The organism is Viridibacillus sp. d25.2 (assembly GCF_055456015.2).
This window is the reverse complement of the sequence record NZ_CM196652.1, coordinates 550,455-566,369: the sequence shown is the minus strand read 5'-3', so window position 1 is coordinate 566,369 and position 15,915 is coordinate 550,455. Positions and strand designations below refer to the sequence as shown.

Below are 15,915 nucleotides of genomic sequence, written 5' to 3'. Positions count from 1 at the left end.
TTTGTTATTCCTTCTAGTAAGTCATAGATGTAAATTATAAAATCATTATTCTATTTTAATACGAATGCCGCTGGTAGCACCAATTGCCTCTTGTAGTTTTTTAATCGCTCTCCTCTGCAACCTAGAAACATGCATTTGAGAAATACCGAGACTTTCTCCTGCTTCTTTCTGACTTAATTGTTCCAAATATGTAAGCTGGATAATGCGTGTTTCTTTTTCTGATAAAACTGCCATAGCTTCAGCAACAATCATGCGGCGGTTTGTTTTTTCATAACCTTCATCTTCATCTCCAACAATATCGAAAAGCGTCATAGAACTACCATCTGAATCGGACTCCATTGTATAATCCATCGATAACGCTTGGTAACTCTGCCCCATTTCCATTGCTTCTAACACTTCTTCTTCCTCAACCCCCATGTACTCTGCAATTTCATTTACATGCGGGGAACGTTGGAATTCTGTCGTCAGTTGCTCTACTGCAGACTTGATACGCGGTCCAAGTTCTTTTATACGTCTTGGTACATGGACATCCCATGATTTATCACGTAAAAAACGCTTAATCTCTCCGATTATTGTAGGAACTGCAAATGCTTCAAAATTACGACCAAAAGATACATCAAACCTTCTAATAGCACCCAGTAGTCCAAGCATACCTACTTGGACAATATCATCGTGATAAGAACCACCTTTTGAATACTTTCTTGCAAGTGACTCAACTAAATATTTATATTGTACAACTAAATTTGTTTGCGCTTCATCATCTTCGTATTTCTGGTAGTTATTAATCCATTCTAAAATTTGCTCTTTTGAAGCGGACTTAGTAGGTGATTTTTTCCACATGGTCTGTCACCTGCTCTCTGGCGACATATTTTGTCATTAAAACAGTAACGCCATTGTCGTTAAGCACTTTTACCTCATCCATTAGAGTTTCAATTAAATATAGACCCAAACCACCTTCTCGAATAAATTGAACATCTTCACCTTCTTGATATGGCCCAACTCTTTTTTTCACATCCTCAAAATCAAAGCTATAACCATAATCCGCGACCATAATTTCAATTTTATCTTTATATAACGCACATCCTACTATAACTTCACCTTCCACATCATCTTCATAAGCATGTTGAATAGCGTTAGTAATCGCTTCACTTGAAGCAATTTTCAAATCTTCAATATCATCATAAGAAAAGCCAATTCGATTTGCTAAACCTGAAATGGTTAATCTTATAACCCCTACATATTGAGGTTTTGCTGGCACTCTCATTTCAAAGTAATCAAATTTCTTCATGGTTGGTAGTCGCCTTCCCCTCTTCTTCGATATTCATTATGTCACTTAGACCAGTTATATTAAATAAGCGATGTAAACGTGGCGACAGCCTTCTTAATTTCATATCTCCGCCGGCACTTATTACGTTTTTATAAAAAGCAACAATAACACCCAATCCTGTACTATCCATATATACTACATCATGAAAGTCTAATTCAATCTGGACACTTTCAGTTAATTTAATGTTAGTTAGTCGCTCACGAAGCTTAGGTGCAGTGAAAGCATCTATTTCTCCGCTAACATAACCAATACTTTTTTGTGCATCTACAGTTTCTAGGTTGAAATCCATATTAAAATCTCCTTCCATCTACTAATCTAGCTCGATTACTCATATAATTACCCTATTATAATAGCTTTAAACCTTAGCGTTTATTTTTTGAAATACCATACATTAAACGTCCTTAATAGTAATTTTATCATCATTATTTTTTTAATATATACAGTACCTACGTTTTCAACAGAGTTTTAATAACACATCTCCCAATAAAAAAGCACTAAAGTGAACTTCACTTCAGTGCTTAACATTTATGTATACCATTAAAATTTCAAAAGTCCCAAGCTAATTTCTAATGCTTCTTCTACTTTTTCCATTAAGGGATCATCAAGTTGTGTTATTTTATCAGTCAATCGTGATTTATCTATCGTACGCAATTGTTCAAGTAAGATAACTGAATCTCTTTCGAAGCCATACTGCTTAGCATCAATTTCGACATGAGTTGGTAGTTTGGCCTTTTGAATTTGCGCAGTAATAGCCGCAATAATTACTGTTGGGCTGAAACGATTTCCTATGTCATTTTGAATAACCAGAACGGGTCTTGTACCACCTTGCTCAGACCCGATAACTGGTGATAAATCAGCAAAAAAAACGTCACCACGTTTTACGATCAAGTTTTCATCCTCCGCTTACGAGACGCTCCACCATATGTTCGGCTTCATACTCTAAATGTAGACATTCACTACATATGGATAAGTTAATTTGTGACATCTCTATATAACCTTTAACCATTGCTTCTCGTATTTGATTTTGTTTGTATTCTCTTTTGTATCTCTTTGTTGGTGTATAAACGAATTCATCGCATTCTGTCGTAATTTGTCTATAAGCTTGTTCAATATTCTCAGCTATCTTATGCTTAGGGAGCTCTAAGATAACTTCACTTATCCTCTTCTTATTCACGGCCAGCACCTCCGACAAAACATTCCATCTTTTTCAATTCAACTTTCAACTTATCCCTATCTTAACATTGAAATTAATTGTTGAATAGACAAGAAAGGTAAGAATTTGACATTGTGGGTGGAAATGTTTTTATTTGTCGGCTGCAATCATTGTTATTAAAGACTTAAAGTTATTGAAATCATTTATAAATCCTTGGAATTCTTGATGTTAACATACATGGTATTTCATATACAATTGTCTGAAGTCTATCTGACCATTCTTTTATCTGAATTTCCTCTTGCTGTTGTTGACCAATTAAAACGACCTTTTCTCCAACCGGCATTTCATATGGTAGCTTGATCATACATTGATCCATACAGATACGTCCAATGATCGGAACGCGATTCCCTTGAATCAATACCTCTTGACCAGTAAGCCCTCGTAAAAGACCATCCGCATAACCAATCGGCATTGTACCAATCCACTCTTCTTCCGATGCTACATACTTGCCACCATAGCTCACTGTATCACCTTGTTCAATTTTCTTCACATGAACAAGTTCGCTTTCAAGTGACATAGCAGGTTTCAAAGGAAATGGTAGATGCTTTTCCACATACGGTGATGGTGCTAGTCCATACATAGAAACACCGAATCTTACGGCATTGAATTGTACATTTTCTTTATTTAATGTCGCAGCCGTATTGGCAGCATGTACAAGTCGTGGTTTCTCGGGTAAACTCTCTACAAATGAATTAAACTTTACTAGTTGTTCGTTGTATTGCATAGCCTCTTCTTCATCTGCAGTTGCAAAATGAGTGAAAATGCCATCGATTAAAAAGTGCTCGTTCGCTTCGATGGCATTATAAAGCGCTGTTAACTCAGTTTGTTTTCTAACACCAATCCGCCCCATACCACTATCAACTTTAATATGTAGCTTCAAAGGTTTTTCAAAGTTCTTTGCTTGTTTCGCAACTTCATTTACCCAATCTAACGAGAATACCGTTAGAGATATATCGTATTGTGCTGCAAAACTTGCAAAACATACCGGGGTTGCTCCTAAAATTAAAATTGGGGCTTCTTTTATAAACTCTCGTAAATGAAGTGCTTCTTCAGGCGTTGCTACAGCTAGCATTGAAGCCCCCGCTTGCAACGCTGCACTTGCTATTTGTAAATCACCATGACCGTATGCATTCGCTTTAACAACTGCAATAATTTCTGTCGTGGCATGTAAGTGTTCACGCAGTTGTTTGATGTTATATTCAATGTTTTCTAATTCAATGACTGCCTTAGTAGGGCGGAAATTCTGATGCTGATACATAGATGATCCCTCATTAAAAATGGATTTTTTTCTATTATCCGCCCTGAAAAAGGTTAGGTCAAATGTTTCATCATTTTACTTCACCATTTACCATAGATGATGCAACTTCCACCATCTCTTCACGAGTTAAAGAATCTGTCGCTATAAAGAAAGATACCCCATTTTTCTCCCAACTAATCGAATTATCTGTAATTGCTCCAATAGTAAATCCTAAATCAGCAGGATCTCCTGGTGCAAACACCGGAATAGAGAGTGGGTTTGTATCTGCAGACTGTTCAATCACGGTGAATGGCTTGTCACCCTCGTATGTCAAAATTCTTCTTTCACCATTTGCACTTGCAACTGTTTTATCATCCTTAAGTTTGACATCCCATTTAAGGACTGGATAATGTGTTTGGAATGTAGGATTTTCAATATCAGCCCCTGCTTGTGCATCGCCTGTTAAACTTTTAGTTGCTTCTTTATCTTCTCCTGTTGTATTCTCAGATGTTTTTCCAGAATCATCTTTCGCATTTTCTTTTTCAGTTGTACTTCCTTCAGCTTTATCACCTGATGCATTTTCTTTTGTTGCAGTTTCATCAGTTGTCCCTTTATCATTCGTGCCTTTTTTAGAGAAATCTTCTACTGCATAGTCTGTACCTTTTCTTGACGTTCCAAGCGAAATTTTCTTAAATGTAATAACAATTTGCTCTTCTTTCGCTTCATTTAATACCGAAACCTTAGTCGGAAGCAAAGTCTTTTTATCGATGAAAATTTGCTGAGTTGGCAACATCTTTGAATGATTGTTACGCGTCTTAACTTCAAAGACATAAGCCTTGTCTGATTCAGTCATTTTCGCATTCTCATCTGCTTTTAAATCTTCCGCAAGTGCACCAATTAAATAAGCCTGACTATTTTGTTTTGGCCAATCACTTTGGAATTTATACGTCTTTTTCATTGAAGGAGTGACAACAAATACACCATCTTCATTACGTATAATCATTTGTGAATCTTTTTCCCCTTGTTGTGCAACGGCTACACGATAAAAATCGGGTTTTGTATGCCATACATTAACATCATAAGTACGGGGTTCTGCACCTGATTTAATTTCCATTTGTGCAGTTAAATCATACCCCTTTGTTTCTGTCCATTTATTACTCGTTTTTTTCAAAACTGCTTCCTTCGAATTTGAACCACAAGCTCCCAAAACCAGCGCTACAATCATAAGTAAAGTTAACACTATAAAACGTTTTCGCAATTTCCCATCCCTTCTCAATTCTATCCGTTAAGATATCTTATGAAACAAGCCAGGCGTTTATGCTAGAAGGATAACTTGAGCTGCAGCATATTCTTTTGAGTGGGTTATACTTACATAACCATCTACAGTCTCCCCTTTAAAGTATAGTATTGGTTGACCCATCGGATTCGGCAAAACCTCGATGTCTAGAAAGCCACAACTCTTACCAATACCCGTTCCATTTGCTTTTGAGTAAGCCTCCTTAGCAGAAAATCTCCCAGCTAAGAACTCCATTTGGCGACGTGCTTTTAATGTATCAAAAATAGCGAGCTCCTTATTTGTTAAAATACGTTGTCTAAATTTCTCACTGAGATCATTGGATCGTTTTACACGTTTGATTTCGACGATATCTAATCCGATTCCTTTTATCATATAAGGTTCTCCTTTCATTCATTAGCTAAAACAATGTATAATAATTATACAAAATTGAGGTGAATAGATGTTTATTCGTAGAGAAAATTTTTCACAGTACATAAAATACTACCCCGTCGTTTCTTTATTAATTGCTCTGAATACGCTAATTTATGTGATGAGTATTTTCCCAATCATAGGTGATAACTTATTTATCTTAGGTACCGGTGCAAACTTTTTAATTGCCGACGGGGAATATTGGCGACTAGTGACACCAATCTTCCTCCATGCAGGTTTTCCACACTTACTATTTAATATGTTTTCGCTTTATTTATTTGGCCCTGAGCTTGAAAAGATTGCAGGGAAGTTGAGATTCTTCACCATTTATTTCATCGCTGGACTTTTAGGCAATGTTGCTACTTATTTATTACAACCAATAAACTATAACAGTGTTGGTGCTAGTGGCGCTATATTTGGTATTTTCGGTGCATTTGCTGCCCTTGTCTATTATACGAGAAATACCCTACCACAATTAAAGCAGACAATTATGCCGATTATTATCGTTAGTTTAATAATGACATTCTTACAGTCAAACGTTAATGCAACTGCTCATATCGCCGGTCTGTTAACTGGTTTCGTTATCGGCCTAATAGACTTCCATCCACGCAGAATTTTAAATTGGCGGATAAAAAAGAAAAGATAAGAAAAGCTGTTGAGTTTTCGTACTCAACAGCTTTTTCTTATAGTTCATTTACCTGCTTTTCATCATGAGTAGATTTCACATTCGGTTTGTACCACTCCATTAATCTATCCATGTCTGTTTTTTCAAAATGGGCAACTGTGGTTGCAAAGCCCGCTGAACCCGATATAATAGTCGCACCAATTGATGCAATATCTTTTCTTTTCCTAAAATACGTTTGCTTTAAACTCATTTGCTGTATACGCTTTTTCTCCATAAAGACAGTTATTTTACTAAATGTACGGTAAACAATTGTTAATTGGTTACCTTCTACTGCATAACCCGCAGTCTTATGTTGCCAAACACCATTCAAAATTGCTAACGGTATTATGAAGAATGACAATAAACCAAATGGGAAGAAGAAGTAACTCACAAGCGCTACGATAAGCAAACTCCATAAGATTTCGATACGATAATAATACGGGCGTGCCCTTTTAGGCGAACGCTTTAACATTGGTTGCCAATTGATATCCGGAAATAATTGTTGTAAAGGCCCCATGGCATGAAGTTTCTTTACAAGCGGCATAAGGACAATTTTCCTCTCATCATCCTGTGCCGACCCCCCAGCACTCTCAACAACAACTGTCGCGTAGCCAAACATTTGGCGTAATGGGTTTTCCACAATTTTAATACCTTGAATGCGATTAATAGGTATCGTAATTCGTTTTTTTTCTATTAACCCTCTAGTAATGATCAACTTGTCACTTTCACGCTCAACTATAAAATCATAATAATTGAACAATGTTAAAACGAGCGATAACCCCCAGGCGATAAGTAATACAAGGAAAATACCTAGTAACACAAGCAAAATACCTATTTTTACAAACGCACGAAACTCATCATACAAATAATCGTACGGAATAATGTTACCAAATTGCGATGCAAAGGCTGCTATCCCTGAAAATACGACACCGACACCACCTGATGTTGTTGCTAAGATAAGTAAATCTTTGATAGACATACGATGCACTATCTCTTTATGCGCAACTTCTTCCTCAGGAAGCTGCTCGTACTGATTTGAAACAGGCACATCCTCCGACACATTGTCCCGATTAACTTCATATTGATCCGCTACTTGTTTTCCTTGTCGCTTCTCTTTTTTAGCTCGTTTCATCTCAAACTCAATCGTATCAGCAGCTTCTCGCGTAATGGCAGTTAACTCTGCTTCCGCTTTCCCGTTATTGCTACCAGCTGTTTCTACGCTAACTTTGACAAGACCAAACGGTCGATGGAAAATTCCCTCTTTATAATTTAAACTTTGAATACGTTCAAAAGGAATGTAACGTTTCTTTTTAACGAAAAGTCCATACTCTACTCGCAGTTCACCTTCTTCAAACCAGTAAACAAAACGTCTCCATTTCACAATCCCACCAATTAGATTTAATATTACTAAAAATGCACCAATCGCTAATGGCACGAGATCTTCCCAGAATTCTTCATTATTAGGATTTAAATTAATCTTTAAACCATTACTAACGAAAATAAGAACAAACGGGAATATTAAATCTTTTAATCCTTTAATGAAATTAATAATAGCTGAAATTGGGTGTAATCTAAATTTCGTATCAGACATCATCTTCCGCCACCCTTGCTAACTCAGATATGCGTGCTCGTAAATCATCTGCTTCAGCCATAACAAGGGCCGGAATCGTATGCGTAGTTGCTGCTGTTGAAATTTTCATTTCAGCTAATCCATACCGCTTTAATATCGGACCTTGAGAAGTATCAACATGCTGTACACGTACCATCGGCACTAATGTCCTAACAACAATAAACAATCCATGTTGCACTTCGATTTCTTGTTCACGTACTTCGTAACGCCAATGATCCCAACGTATTTTAGGAAATAAGAAAATAAATAAAAATGCAAAAATAAACGGCACTACTGCGCAAATTATGTATATCCACCAATACCATTCAAAAAACCACGTTAATACACCGCCGCCCACCGCTACTAATAAAACAATTAGTGATTGAATAATTCCGTAAACGCGCCAAACGGATAACCCTTTTCTTGATATTTGATATTTCGGTTCTATACTCATTTTGTCCACCTCTTTTCTTTTATATCTCTTTTACGTTTGAAAAGTAGGAAACGTTTCATTTATTTTCAGTCTACAAAGAGACAGTTAAAATGACCATTTGTTAAGTCCAGCAATCACGCTTTACTAATATCAAAGTAAACAAAAAAGCTACCCCACCGAAATGGGATAGCTTTATTAGATGAATTTTAGTCTTCGCTACGTTTGCGTGGTGCACGAGTGCGTCCGCCTTGGCTAGCGCCGCCTTCACGACGACCGCCACCTTCACGACGACTACGATCTCCACCACGTTCTCCACGGCTTCCACCGCGTCCTCCGCGATCTCCACCTCGGCTGCTGCTGCCGCCGCCACTTGAGCGACCACCACGGTAACCGCCACCGCCGCCACTTGAGCGACCGCCACGACTACTACCGCCTGAACGTCCACCACGTTGTGGTAATGGGCGTTCTTCAGTGATTTTGATTGGCGTATCATCTGGCTCTTTAGTCATTGATTTAATAGCAGCTGCTACTAAATCAACAGCTTCGTGTTTAGCTAACAAATCTTCTGCCATTGAACGGTAATCACTTAAGTGATTTTTTTCAACTAGTTCAGTTAATTGTTCTACTGCAAGAGCTTGTTGGCCAACTAAAGCTTCATCCGCTGTTGGTGGACGAAGAGCAGTCATACGTTTTTTAGTTGTTTCTTCAACAATACGTAAGTAACCCATTTCACGTGGTGTTACAAATGTAATTGCCATACCTGATTTACCAGCACGACCTGTACGTCCAATACGGTGAACGTAAGATTCTGGATCTTGTGGGATATCGAAGTTATAAACGTGAGTTACACCTGAAATATCAAGACCACGAGCTGCTACGTCAGTTGCAACTAATACATCAATTTTATTTTCTTTGAATTGACGTAATACTGAAATACGTTTTGCTTGGCTTAAATCTCCATGAATACCTTCAGCAAGGTAACCGCGAATGCTTAAAGCGTGAGCTAATTCATCAACACGGCGTTTAGTACGACCAAATACGATCGCTAATTCTGGTTGGTGAACATTTAATAGACGAGAAAGGATATCGAATTTTTCGCGTTCTTGAGACTTAACGAAAAATTGCTCAATGTTTTCTACTGTCATTTCTTTAGATTTAATTTTAACTACTTCAGGGTCTTTCATGAATTTCTCAGCAATTTTACGAATTGGTCCAGGCATAGTAGCCGAGAACAGTAATGTTTGGCGCTCAGCTGGAACGCTTTCTAAAATTGTATTGATATCTTCAATGAATCCCATGTTTAACATTTCATCAGCTTCGTCTAACACAAGTGTTTGAACGTTATCTAATTTCAATGTACGACGGTTGATATGGTCAAGAATACGACCAGGAGTACCAACAATAATTTGTGGTTTGTTTTTAAGAGCACGGATTTGACGACTAATGTCCTGTCCACCGTATACTGATAAAATTCGTGCACGTGTATCATAACCAATTTTATGAAGTTCTTCAGAAACTTGGATTGCTAATTCGCGAGTTGGGGCAATAATTAAGCCTTGGATTGCAGGATTATTGATATCAATTTTCTCGATAAGCGGAATACCAAACGCTGCAGTTTTACCAGTACCAGTTTGTGCTTGGCCGATAATGTCGCGTCCTTCTTTCGCAAATGAAATTGTACCTTCTTGGATTGGGGTTGCTTCTTCAAAGCCCATACGTTGTAGGGATTTTTGGATAGAAGCGCTAACGTTTAATTCTGAAAAATTTGTCAAAGTTTCATTCTCCTTTTTGCTCATGCATTTGACAAATGGTTACATTTTCAGATGAAAATAGGGCAAATCGAGCCTTGTGAGAGGAACGTTTCCGTCTCTTAATATATCTCTGTTTTAGTTCCAGAGGAATTTTATATATATAAAGTAAAGCCCGGTCTTTGCCGAGCGGTTCAATTCTCGGGGAATTCTAACCCAAAAAAGAATAAACCGTAATGTTCAAAAAAAAGCACTCTCCATCATCTCGGAGAGTCTTCACACAAAATGTATCCATTGCTTTCAATAGTCTAACACGAGTAACCATACTATGCAATCAATATCCATCAGTCGAAATTATCAGTTTCTTTCACTCTAACAAAAAGCTCAATACAGATTGAAACCATTCATCCCTATCATCACTATAGCAAATATGATGTTTACCATTTGGTGAAAGTATTAATTGCTTTTTCGTTGATCCTAATCGGTCATATAAAAATTGAGCGGTTATCGCTGGCACTATTCCATCTACCTCTCCTTGAACTAAACAAATGGGTACTTTAATTTTCTCATAATAAGGTTCCACTTTTTTTACTAAACGAAGAAATTCAAACGTCGATGACATAGGTACATTACTAATTTTACTGTCATAGCGATGGAATAGCTCATTTTGCTCGAGCTCTCCATGAAACAAATCATTGGTCAACTCTTTTATATCTTTTAGCAATTGACGGACACTGATATATTTTGCTGCGGCACTTAGTAATACTAATTTTTCCACCTCATAACGCAATGCTAGATAAAGGGCTATTAGTCCTCCCATGGAAAACCCTACAACAATGACTACGTCTACTTCTTTAGCTAATTTTTTATAAGCCAGTTCAGCATCCATTAGCCAATGCTCAGCTTTATAATTATCTAAATGCAATTCTTCACCATGTCCTGAAAGAGTTGGCACTAGAACAATCCAATCTGTTTTCTGCTTTAGAAAATCCACGAACGGTTTTAATTCTTGTGGTCCACCTGTAAAACCATGAATACAAAGCACGCCTGTTGTCATCATGTTATCCTCCGCCCATAGTGTACCCATTATTTTATAAAAAAAGCATCAAAAAGGAACTCAACCTTTTTAGATGCTTTACAAAAAATTACTATTTAAATGCTTTTAACACATTTTCAAGAGCCATTCCACGTGAACCTTTTAATAAGACAATAGAATTTGCACCCGCATTCTCTTGAAGATGTTGAATAATTGTTTCATATTCTTCTGCAGTCCATAATAGACGATCTGCTGGTAAAATATTTTGCAACTTATTGTATAACCACTTCATACGTGGTCCAAATAGACATACTCGGTGGATGCTCTCTGCATCAATTACCTCTGCAATTTCCTCATGAAACTGTTGCTCTAGCTCACCTAACTCTAACATGTCTCCAAGCACTACCCATTTATCTAAACGAATATCTGTCGTTTGTAAAAATTGCAGCGCTGCCTTCACAGAAGTTGGTGCTGCGTTGTAAGCATCATTAATAAATAAGATATCTTGTGCTCCGGTTACTAATTGCATACGCATATTAGTTAATGAAACTTCTTTTAAGGCTTCGCGAATTTGTTTGGCTGATAGACCTACTTCACGTGCAATCAAAATCGCTACCAATGTATTTTTCACTTGGTGACTTCCTAAAACTGAGATGAAGAAATCTTCATTCAACAAGCCCTCAACAGTAAACACACTACCGTTTTCAGTTGTCTTAATGTTTGTCGCAGTTATATCTGCTGAGTCCTCAAGTCCAAATGATATGGCTTGTAAATCTGTTTGTTCCGAAACAAGCGGCATAAGTAACGGCTCATCACCGTCATAGAACAACTTACCACCAGGTTGTAAACCTTCAACGATTTCAAATTTTGCTTTTGCAATTCCCGCTCTTGAACCGAGATCTTGCATATGCGCTTCTCCAATGTTCGTGATGGCTGTAAAATGCGGTTTAGCTAGTTTAGTCAAAAATTCAATTTCACCAAAACCACTCATCCCCATCTCGAGAACAGCAAAATCTGTATCTTCATCAAGAGATAAAATTGTTAATGGTAAACCTAACTCATTATTAAAGTTTCCCTCTGTTTTTTGCACTTTGTAGTAAGGAGATAATACTCCCGCTACTAAGTCTTTTGTAGAAGTCTTCCCATTAGATCCCGTAATACCTATAAACGTAGCACTGTGTTCTTGTCGATAAGCTGATGCCATTTGTTGAAGCGCCTCTTCTGCATCGTCTACAAAAAGTAATGGCAGACCTACAGGCGGATTAGGTTCATCCTTTAGCCAAAATGACGCGGCAGCACCGTTTTCAAATGCTTGCTCTACATAACGATGACCATTTGTTTTTTCACCACGGAAAGGTATAAAAAGATCTCCCGCTTGCAATGTACGTGTATTAATAGAGATTCCTGTAACTACAACGTTTTCAAATAGTTGTTGATCGCTATTTAACCAGTTTGCAATTTGCTTTAATGTTTTTCTCATTATCTCATCACACTCGAGTCTTATTGATATTGAAGCTGTTGTTTTTCGTCATGTCTTTCAATTGCCAAGTCAATCAATTGTTCAATTAAATTTGAATAAGTAACACCTGTATTTTGCCATAAAATTGGATACATGCTGACAGGCGTAAATCCTGGCATCGTGTTTACTTCGTTAATAACAATGTCATCTTCAGCTGTTACAAAGAAATCTGCTCGCACAAGACCTGAACAATCTAATACTTTAAATGCACGAATCGCCATATCTGTCATACGCTCTACAACATCTGTTGATACTGGAGCAGGAATAATTAGACCTGTATTATTATCGTTATATTTTGAATCGTAATCATAAAAATCTGTTACTGGTTTGATTTCACCAGGTACAGATACTTTTGGTGAATCGTTTCCTAATACACCCATTTCTACTTCACGTGCAACGATCCCAGTTTCAACAATAATTTTGCGGTCATATTTTGACGCAAGATCAATTGCATTAATAAGTTCTTCACGGTTAGATGCTTTGCTAATCCCAACACTTGATCCCAAGTTTGCAGGTTTAACGAACATCGGCCAAGTTAGCTCTTCTTCCATTTTAGCAATTAATTCATCTTGGTTTTTGCTCCATTCTTTACGGATGAAGTATACATAAGGAACTTGTTTTAACCCAGCATGTTCGAACAGTTGCTTCATGACCACTTTATCCATACCTGCAGAAGAAGCCAATACGCCATTGCCGACATACGGTAAGTTCAATACTTCTAATAAACCTTGCACTGTGCCATCTTCTCCGTTTGTACCATGTAGTAGTGGGAAAATAACATCAAATTCTTTTTCGTCTTTATCTAATAAGAAGCTTGATACATCATTTGGAATGCTGTCTTGTGTACCTTTGCCTAGTTGTAATTGTTCAACTGACTCTGCAGGCTCTGTTAACTGTTCTCCTTTTCTCCATTCGCCTTCGCGTGTAATAAAAATAGGGAATACATCAAATTTATCAAAGTTTAACGCTTGAGTGACTGCTCTTGCTGTTGATAAAGAAACATCATGCTCAGCTGATTTACCACCATATAATAAGCCTAATTTTTTTTTCATTTTATAAATGTCCTCCAGTTTGTTGTACTTTTAGTTTATCATGAACCGAAAAGATTCATGAAATGATTTCATCATAAAGAGTCTAAGGTCCTTCAATCTTTTTTCTTACTTAAAATATCTTTTCTTATAATAGCACTCTAGAAAATTTATGCATGCAAATATGAAAAAATTCTCCACAGAATTATCCGTGGAGAACCTTATAAGCAGTTGCACTCAATGAACTTCCATTATTTGTTCTGCTTTTTTCTTTAATATTGTATTTAACTCATCCCAAATTTCATCCGGGAAAGTTAAATCAGAAATATTGCGCAGTTCTAAGACATATGCAAGGTCCGGCTTTTCAATTTTGTACATTGAAAATAATACGCCATCCTTCACTTCTTCACGAAAGCCCTCAAACATCTCTTTCTTAAAGGTCGGAATACTGTCTTTCGCTTTTCTTCTCCAAAATGTCGCAGGCTTTTCTTTTTCTTGAATAATGGCATTAAACAAATTAACTAATAATTCTTCGACGTCTTGTAAATCCCTGAAGTAAATTTTAGACATCTTCTCATCTTCATTGGCCAAATATACGTATTTATTTTGTAGTTGGTGATAAAATGGCGTACGGACAGGCTCTTTTTTATGACCAATATATAATAGCTCTGCCTGTTCTTGTGGCGTTAAAAGATTTAATCGTTTTTCGTCTGAGAAATCAATCCAACAAAGCTCTTTTTTTGAATCTGAAGCTTTCTTTATAAACTTGCGGATACTTCCTTCTTCTACGAATTCTAACTGTGTATGCATATTAAATGAACCGTCTTCGTATTCATTTTTCAAGAGTAAAATATTTTGAAGCGGACCGACTGAAGAAACGAATTCTTGAAACGTTAAACCACTAAAAATGACAAATTGATTAATCTCATTCATATGTACATATAAGTGGTGCAAAAAATCATCAGCAGCTCGCATTTTTTTTGCCAAGTCGATCACCTCATTTCCAACTCTCATTATAAGATGAATTATCATAATTTGAAACATTTGTGATTCGATTTCGTCACATCTTTATTATGAAGCGTGATACAATTATTTACGCTATAATGAAATGAGAAATGAAACTAAATAATTTAGGTGACGTAAATGAATACAAATAAAAAATTCTCCGATCGTTTTGACTGGACGCTCGCTTTTATATTGCTCTTATTTTGTATTATCAGTGTAATAGCTATTGCTTCAGCTCAAACTTCTGGTCAATACGCAGCAAACTATGTAAATAAGCAATTATTTTGGTATTTTATCTGCGCATGTATTATGAGTGCGATGATGTATTTTGAACCCGACCAGTACAAGAAAATGTCCTGGTTTTTATATGGAGCTGGGATTTTCCTATTAGCTCTATTATTAATTGCCCCTGATGGAGTAGGTCAAATTGCCGAACGACGAAATGGTGCAAAAAGTTGGTTCCATTTACCTGTAGGTGATATTCAGCCTTCCGAATTTATGAAAACTTTTTTCATACTCGCACTCGCCCGAATGGTTAGTAAGCATCATGAAAAGTACTCTACGAAATCCTTAAAAACGGATTTCATGTTATTAGGTAAAATTTTCGGCGTATTATTAATTCCATTAGCATTTATTATGCAACAGCCTGATTTAGGTTCAGCACTCGTTTTCTTTGCTATTACTGCAGCAACTGTAATCGTAGCAGGGATTTCTTGGAAAATTATTTTACCTATCATAGGTAGCGCCGCAGCTTTAGGGGCTGGTTTATTGTGGATGGCCCTTTACATGCAAGACTTCCTACAACACAAATTAGGTTTCAGCCCTTATCAATTTGCTCGAATCTATTCTTGGTTAGACCCTTATTCCTATGCATCTGGTGATGGCTATCACTTAATTTCATCCTTAAACGCCATTGGCTCAGGTGAAATATTTGGGAAAGGCTTCCAAGGTCGTGAAGTATATGTTCCTGAAAACCATACAGACTTTGTCTTTAGTGTAATCGGTGAAGAGTACGGCTTTATAGGAGCAAGCGTCGTTATTTGTTTATTCTTTATCCTAATCTTCCATCTGACAAAGTTGACTTTGCAAATGAAAGACCCATTCTGTACATATGTTTGTGCTGGGATTATCGCCATGATAACATTCCATGTCTTAGAAAACATCGGTATGACAATTCAATTACTACCTATAACAGGCATTCCATTACCATTCATCAGTTACGGTGGTAGCTCGATGATGGGCAATGCACTAGCATTAGGTTTAGTATTCAGTATGAAATTCCATCACCGTACATATATGTTCGGCAACCATGATGAAGATGACGAATTTTAATAAAAATAGAAAAAGCCCAGAGAATAATTAATTTCTCTGGGCTTTCTCTTTATAAATAA

17 protein-coding genes are annotated in these 15,915 nt (G+C 36.9%); 2 read left to right on the top strand and 15 right to left on the bottom strand.

Annotated features, from left to right (window positions below; translation table 11 throughout):
• Positions 1 to 45: 45 nt before the first annotated feature.
• From sigB to acpS, 8 genes are all read right to left on the bottom strand, one after another.
• Complete coding sequence (gene sigB / locus ACZLO7_RS02865) at positions 46 to 840, bottom strand: RNA polymerase sigma factor SigB (RefSeq protein ID WP_464939085.1); 795 nt, start codon at positions 838 to 840, stop codon at positions 46 to 48.
• The gene (gene rsbW, locus ACZLO7_RS02860) at positions 818 to 1,288 is read right to left on the bottom strand and encodes an anti-sigma B factor RsbW (RefSeq protein WP_464939084.1); all 471 of its coding nucleotides are present in this window, start codon (positions 1,286 to 1,288) and stop codon (positions 818 to 820) included. The genes sigB and rsbW overlap by 23 nt, the downstream gene beginning before the upstream one ends.
• Complete coding sequence (locus ACZLO7_RS02855) at positions 1,275 to 1,616, bottom strand: STAS domain-containing protein (RefSeq protein ID WP_464939083.1); 342 nt, start codon at positions 1,614 to 1,616, stop codon at positions 1,275 to 1,277. Before ACZLO7_RS02855 ends, rsbW begins: the two co-directional genes overlap by 14 nt.
• Before the next feature lie 248 nt (positions 1,617 to 1,864).
• Positions 1,865 to 2,215 (bottom strand): type II toxin-antitoxin system PemK/MazF family toxin, encoded by a 351-nt coding sequence (locus ACZLO7_RS02850; protein WP_038185900.1) that lies wholly within the window; start codon positions 2,213 to 2,215, stop codon positions 1,865 to 1,867.
• A 4-nt stretch (positions 2,216 to 2,219) separates the two neighbouring features.
• Positions 2,220 to 2,501, bottom strand: coding sequence for a transcriptional regulator (locus tag ACZLO7_RS02845; protein ID WP_464939082.1), 282 nt, complete (start codon positions 2,499 to 2,501; stop codon positions 2,220 to 2,222).
• Positions 2,502 to 2,679: 178 nt separating this feature from the next.
• On the bottom strand, positions 2,680 to 3,798 hold the full coding sequence (gene alr / locus ACZLO7_RS02840; RefSeq protein ID WP_464939081.1) for an alanine racemase: 1,119 nt from the start codon (positions 3,796 to 3,798) through the stop codon (positions 2,680 to 2,682).
• A 70-nt stretch (positions 3,799 to 3,868) separates the two neighbouring features.
• Positions 3,869 to 5,035, bottom strand: a complete 1,167-nt coding sequence (locus ACZLO7_RS02835; RefSeq protein ID WP_464939080.1) for a LolA family protein — start codon at positions 5,033 to 5,035, stop codon at positions 3,869 to 3,871.
• Between the two features lie 57 nt (positions 5,036 to 5,092).
• Positions 5,093 to 5,446, bottom strand: a complete 354-nt coding sequence (gene acpS / locus ACZLO7_RS02830; RefSeq protein WP_464939079.1) for a holo-ACP synthase — start codon at positions 5,444 to 5,446, stop codon at positions 5,093 to 5,095.
• A gap of 67 nt (positions 5,447 to 5,513) precedes the next feature.
• Here acpS and ACZLO7_RS02825 point away from each other — a divergent pair, with 67 nt between their 5' ends.
• Entirely contained in the window at positions 5,514 to 6,128 is a 615-nt protein-coding gene (locus ACZLO7_RS02825) for a rhomboid family intramembrane serine protease (protein ID WP_464939078.1), read from the top strand.
• A 37-nt stretch (positions 6,129 to 6,165) separates the two neighbouring features.
• On the opposite strand, the gene ACZLO7_RS02820 is transcribed toward ACZLO7_RS02825, so the two are convergent.
• From ACZLO7_RS02820 to ACZLO7_RS02790, 7 genes are all read right to left on the bottom strand, one after another.
• Positions 6,166 to 7,740: a PH domain-containing protein gene (locus tag ACZLO7_RS02820; RefSeq protein ID WP_464939077.1), complete on the bottom strand. Its 1,575-nt coding sequence runs from the start codon at positions 7,738 to 7,740 to the stop codon at positions 6,166 to 6,168.
• Positions 7,730 to 8,209: a PH domain-containing protein gene (locus ACZLO7_RS02815; RefSeq protein ID WP_464939076.1), complete on the bottom strand. Its 480-nt coding sequence runs from the start codon at positions 8,207 to 8,209 to the stop codon at positions 7,730 to 7,732. Before ACZLO7_RS02815 ends, ACZLO7_RS02820 begins: the two co-directional genes overlap by 11 nt.
• A 185-nt stretch (positions 8,210 to 8,394) precedes the next feature.
• On the bottom strand, positions 8,395 to 9,960 hold the full coding sequence (gene cshA, locus ACZLO7_RS02810; protein WP_464939075.1) for a degradosome RNA helicase CshA: 1,566 nt from the start codon (positions 9,958 to 9,960) through the stop codon (positions 8,395 to 8,397).
• 343 nt (positions 9,961 to 10,303) lie between these two features.
• On the bottom strand, positions 10,304 to 10,993 hold the full coding sequence (locus ACZLO7_RS02805; protein WP_464939092.1) for an alpha/beta hydrolase: 690 nt from the start codon (positions 10,991 to 10,993) through the stop codon (positions 10,304 to 10,306).
• 91 nt (positions 10,994 to 11,084) lie between these two features.
• Positions 11,085 to 12,452, bottom strand: coding sequence for a UDP-N-acetylmuramoyl-tripeptide--D-alanyl-D-alanine ligase (locus ACZLO7_RS02800; RefSeq protein ID WP_464939074.1), 1,368 nt, complete (start codon positions 12,450 to 12,452; stop codon positions 11,085 to 11,087).
• 20 nt (positions 12,453 to 12,472) lie between these two features.
• Positions 12,473 to 13,543 (bottom strand): D-alanine--D-alanine ligase, encoded by a 1,071-nt coding sequence (locus tag ACZLO7_RS02795; RefSeq protein WP_464939073.1) that lies wholly within the window; start codon positions 13,541 to 13,543, stop codon positions 12,473 to 12,475.
• A 213-nt stretch (positions 13,544 to 13,756) separates the two neighbouring features.
• Entirely contained in the window at positions 13,757 to 14,515 is a 759-nt protein-coding gene (locus ACZLO7_RS02790; protein WP_464939072.1) for a hypothetical protein, read from the bottom strand.
• 147 nt (positions 14,516 to 14,662) lie between these two features.
• Here ACZLO7_RS02790 and ACZLO7_RS02785 point away from each other — a divergent pair, with 147 nt between their 5' ends.
• The gene (locus ACZLO7_RS02785; RefSeq protein ID WP_464939070.1) at positions 14,663 to 15,856 is read left to right on the top strand and encodes an FtsW/RodA/SpoVE family cell cycle protein; all 1,194 of its coding nucleotides are present in this window, start codon (positions 14,663 to 14,665) and stop codon (positions 15,854 to 15,856) included.
• Positions 15,857 to 15,915 lie beyond the last annotated feature (59 nt).

Bases quoted from the DNA above. Each gene is read 5' to 3' on its own strand.
- sigB (WP_464939085.1), bottom strand. From the start codon at position 840: ATGTGGAAAAAATCACCTACTAAGTCCGCTTCAAAAGAGCAAATTTTA.
- rsbW (WP_464939084.1), bottom strand. From the start codon at position 1,288: ATGAAGAAATTTGATTACTTTGAAATGAGAGTGCCAGCAAAACCTCAA.
- ACZLO7_RS02855 (WP_464939083.1), bottom strand. From the start codon at position 1,616: ATGGATTTCAACCTAGAAACTGTAGATGCACAAAAAAGTATTGGTTAT.
- alr (WP_464939081.1), bottom strand. From the start codon at position 3,798: ATGTATCAGCATCAGAATTTCCGCCCTACTAAGGCAGTCATTGAATTA.
- acpS (WP_464939079.1), bottom strand. From the start codon at position 5,446: ATGATAAAAGGAATCGGATTAGATATCGTCGAAATCAAACGTGTAAAA.
- ACZLO7_RS02825 (WP_464939078.1), top strand. From the start codon at position 5,514: ATGTTTATTCGTAGAGAAAATTTTTCACAGTACATAAAATACTACCCC.
- ACZLO7_RS02820 (WP_464939077.1), bottom strand. From the start codon at position 7,740: ATGATGTCTGATACGAAATTTAGATTACACCCAATTTCAGCTATTATT.
- ACZLO7_RS02815 (WP_464939076.1), bottom strand. From the start codon at position 8,209: ATGAGTATAGAACCGAAATATCAAATATCAAGAAAAGGGTTATCCGTT.
- ACZLO7_RS02805 (WP_464939092.1), bottom strand. From the start codon at position 10,993: ATGACAACAGGCGTGCTTTGTATTCATGGTTTTACAGGTGGACCACAA.
- ACZLO7_RS02800 (WP_464939074.1), bottom strand. From the start codon at position 12,452: ATGAGAAAAACATTAAAGCAAATTGCAAACTGGTTAAATAGCGATCAA.
- ACZLO7_RS02795 (WP_464939073.1), bottom strand. From the start codon at position 13,543: ATGAAAAAAAAATTAGGCTTATTATATGGTGGTAAATCAGCTGAGCAT.
- ACZLO7_RS02785 (WP_464939070.1), top strand. From the start codon at position 14,663: ATGAATACAAATAAAAAATTCTCCGATCGTTTTGACTGGACGCTCGCT.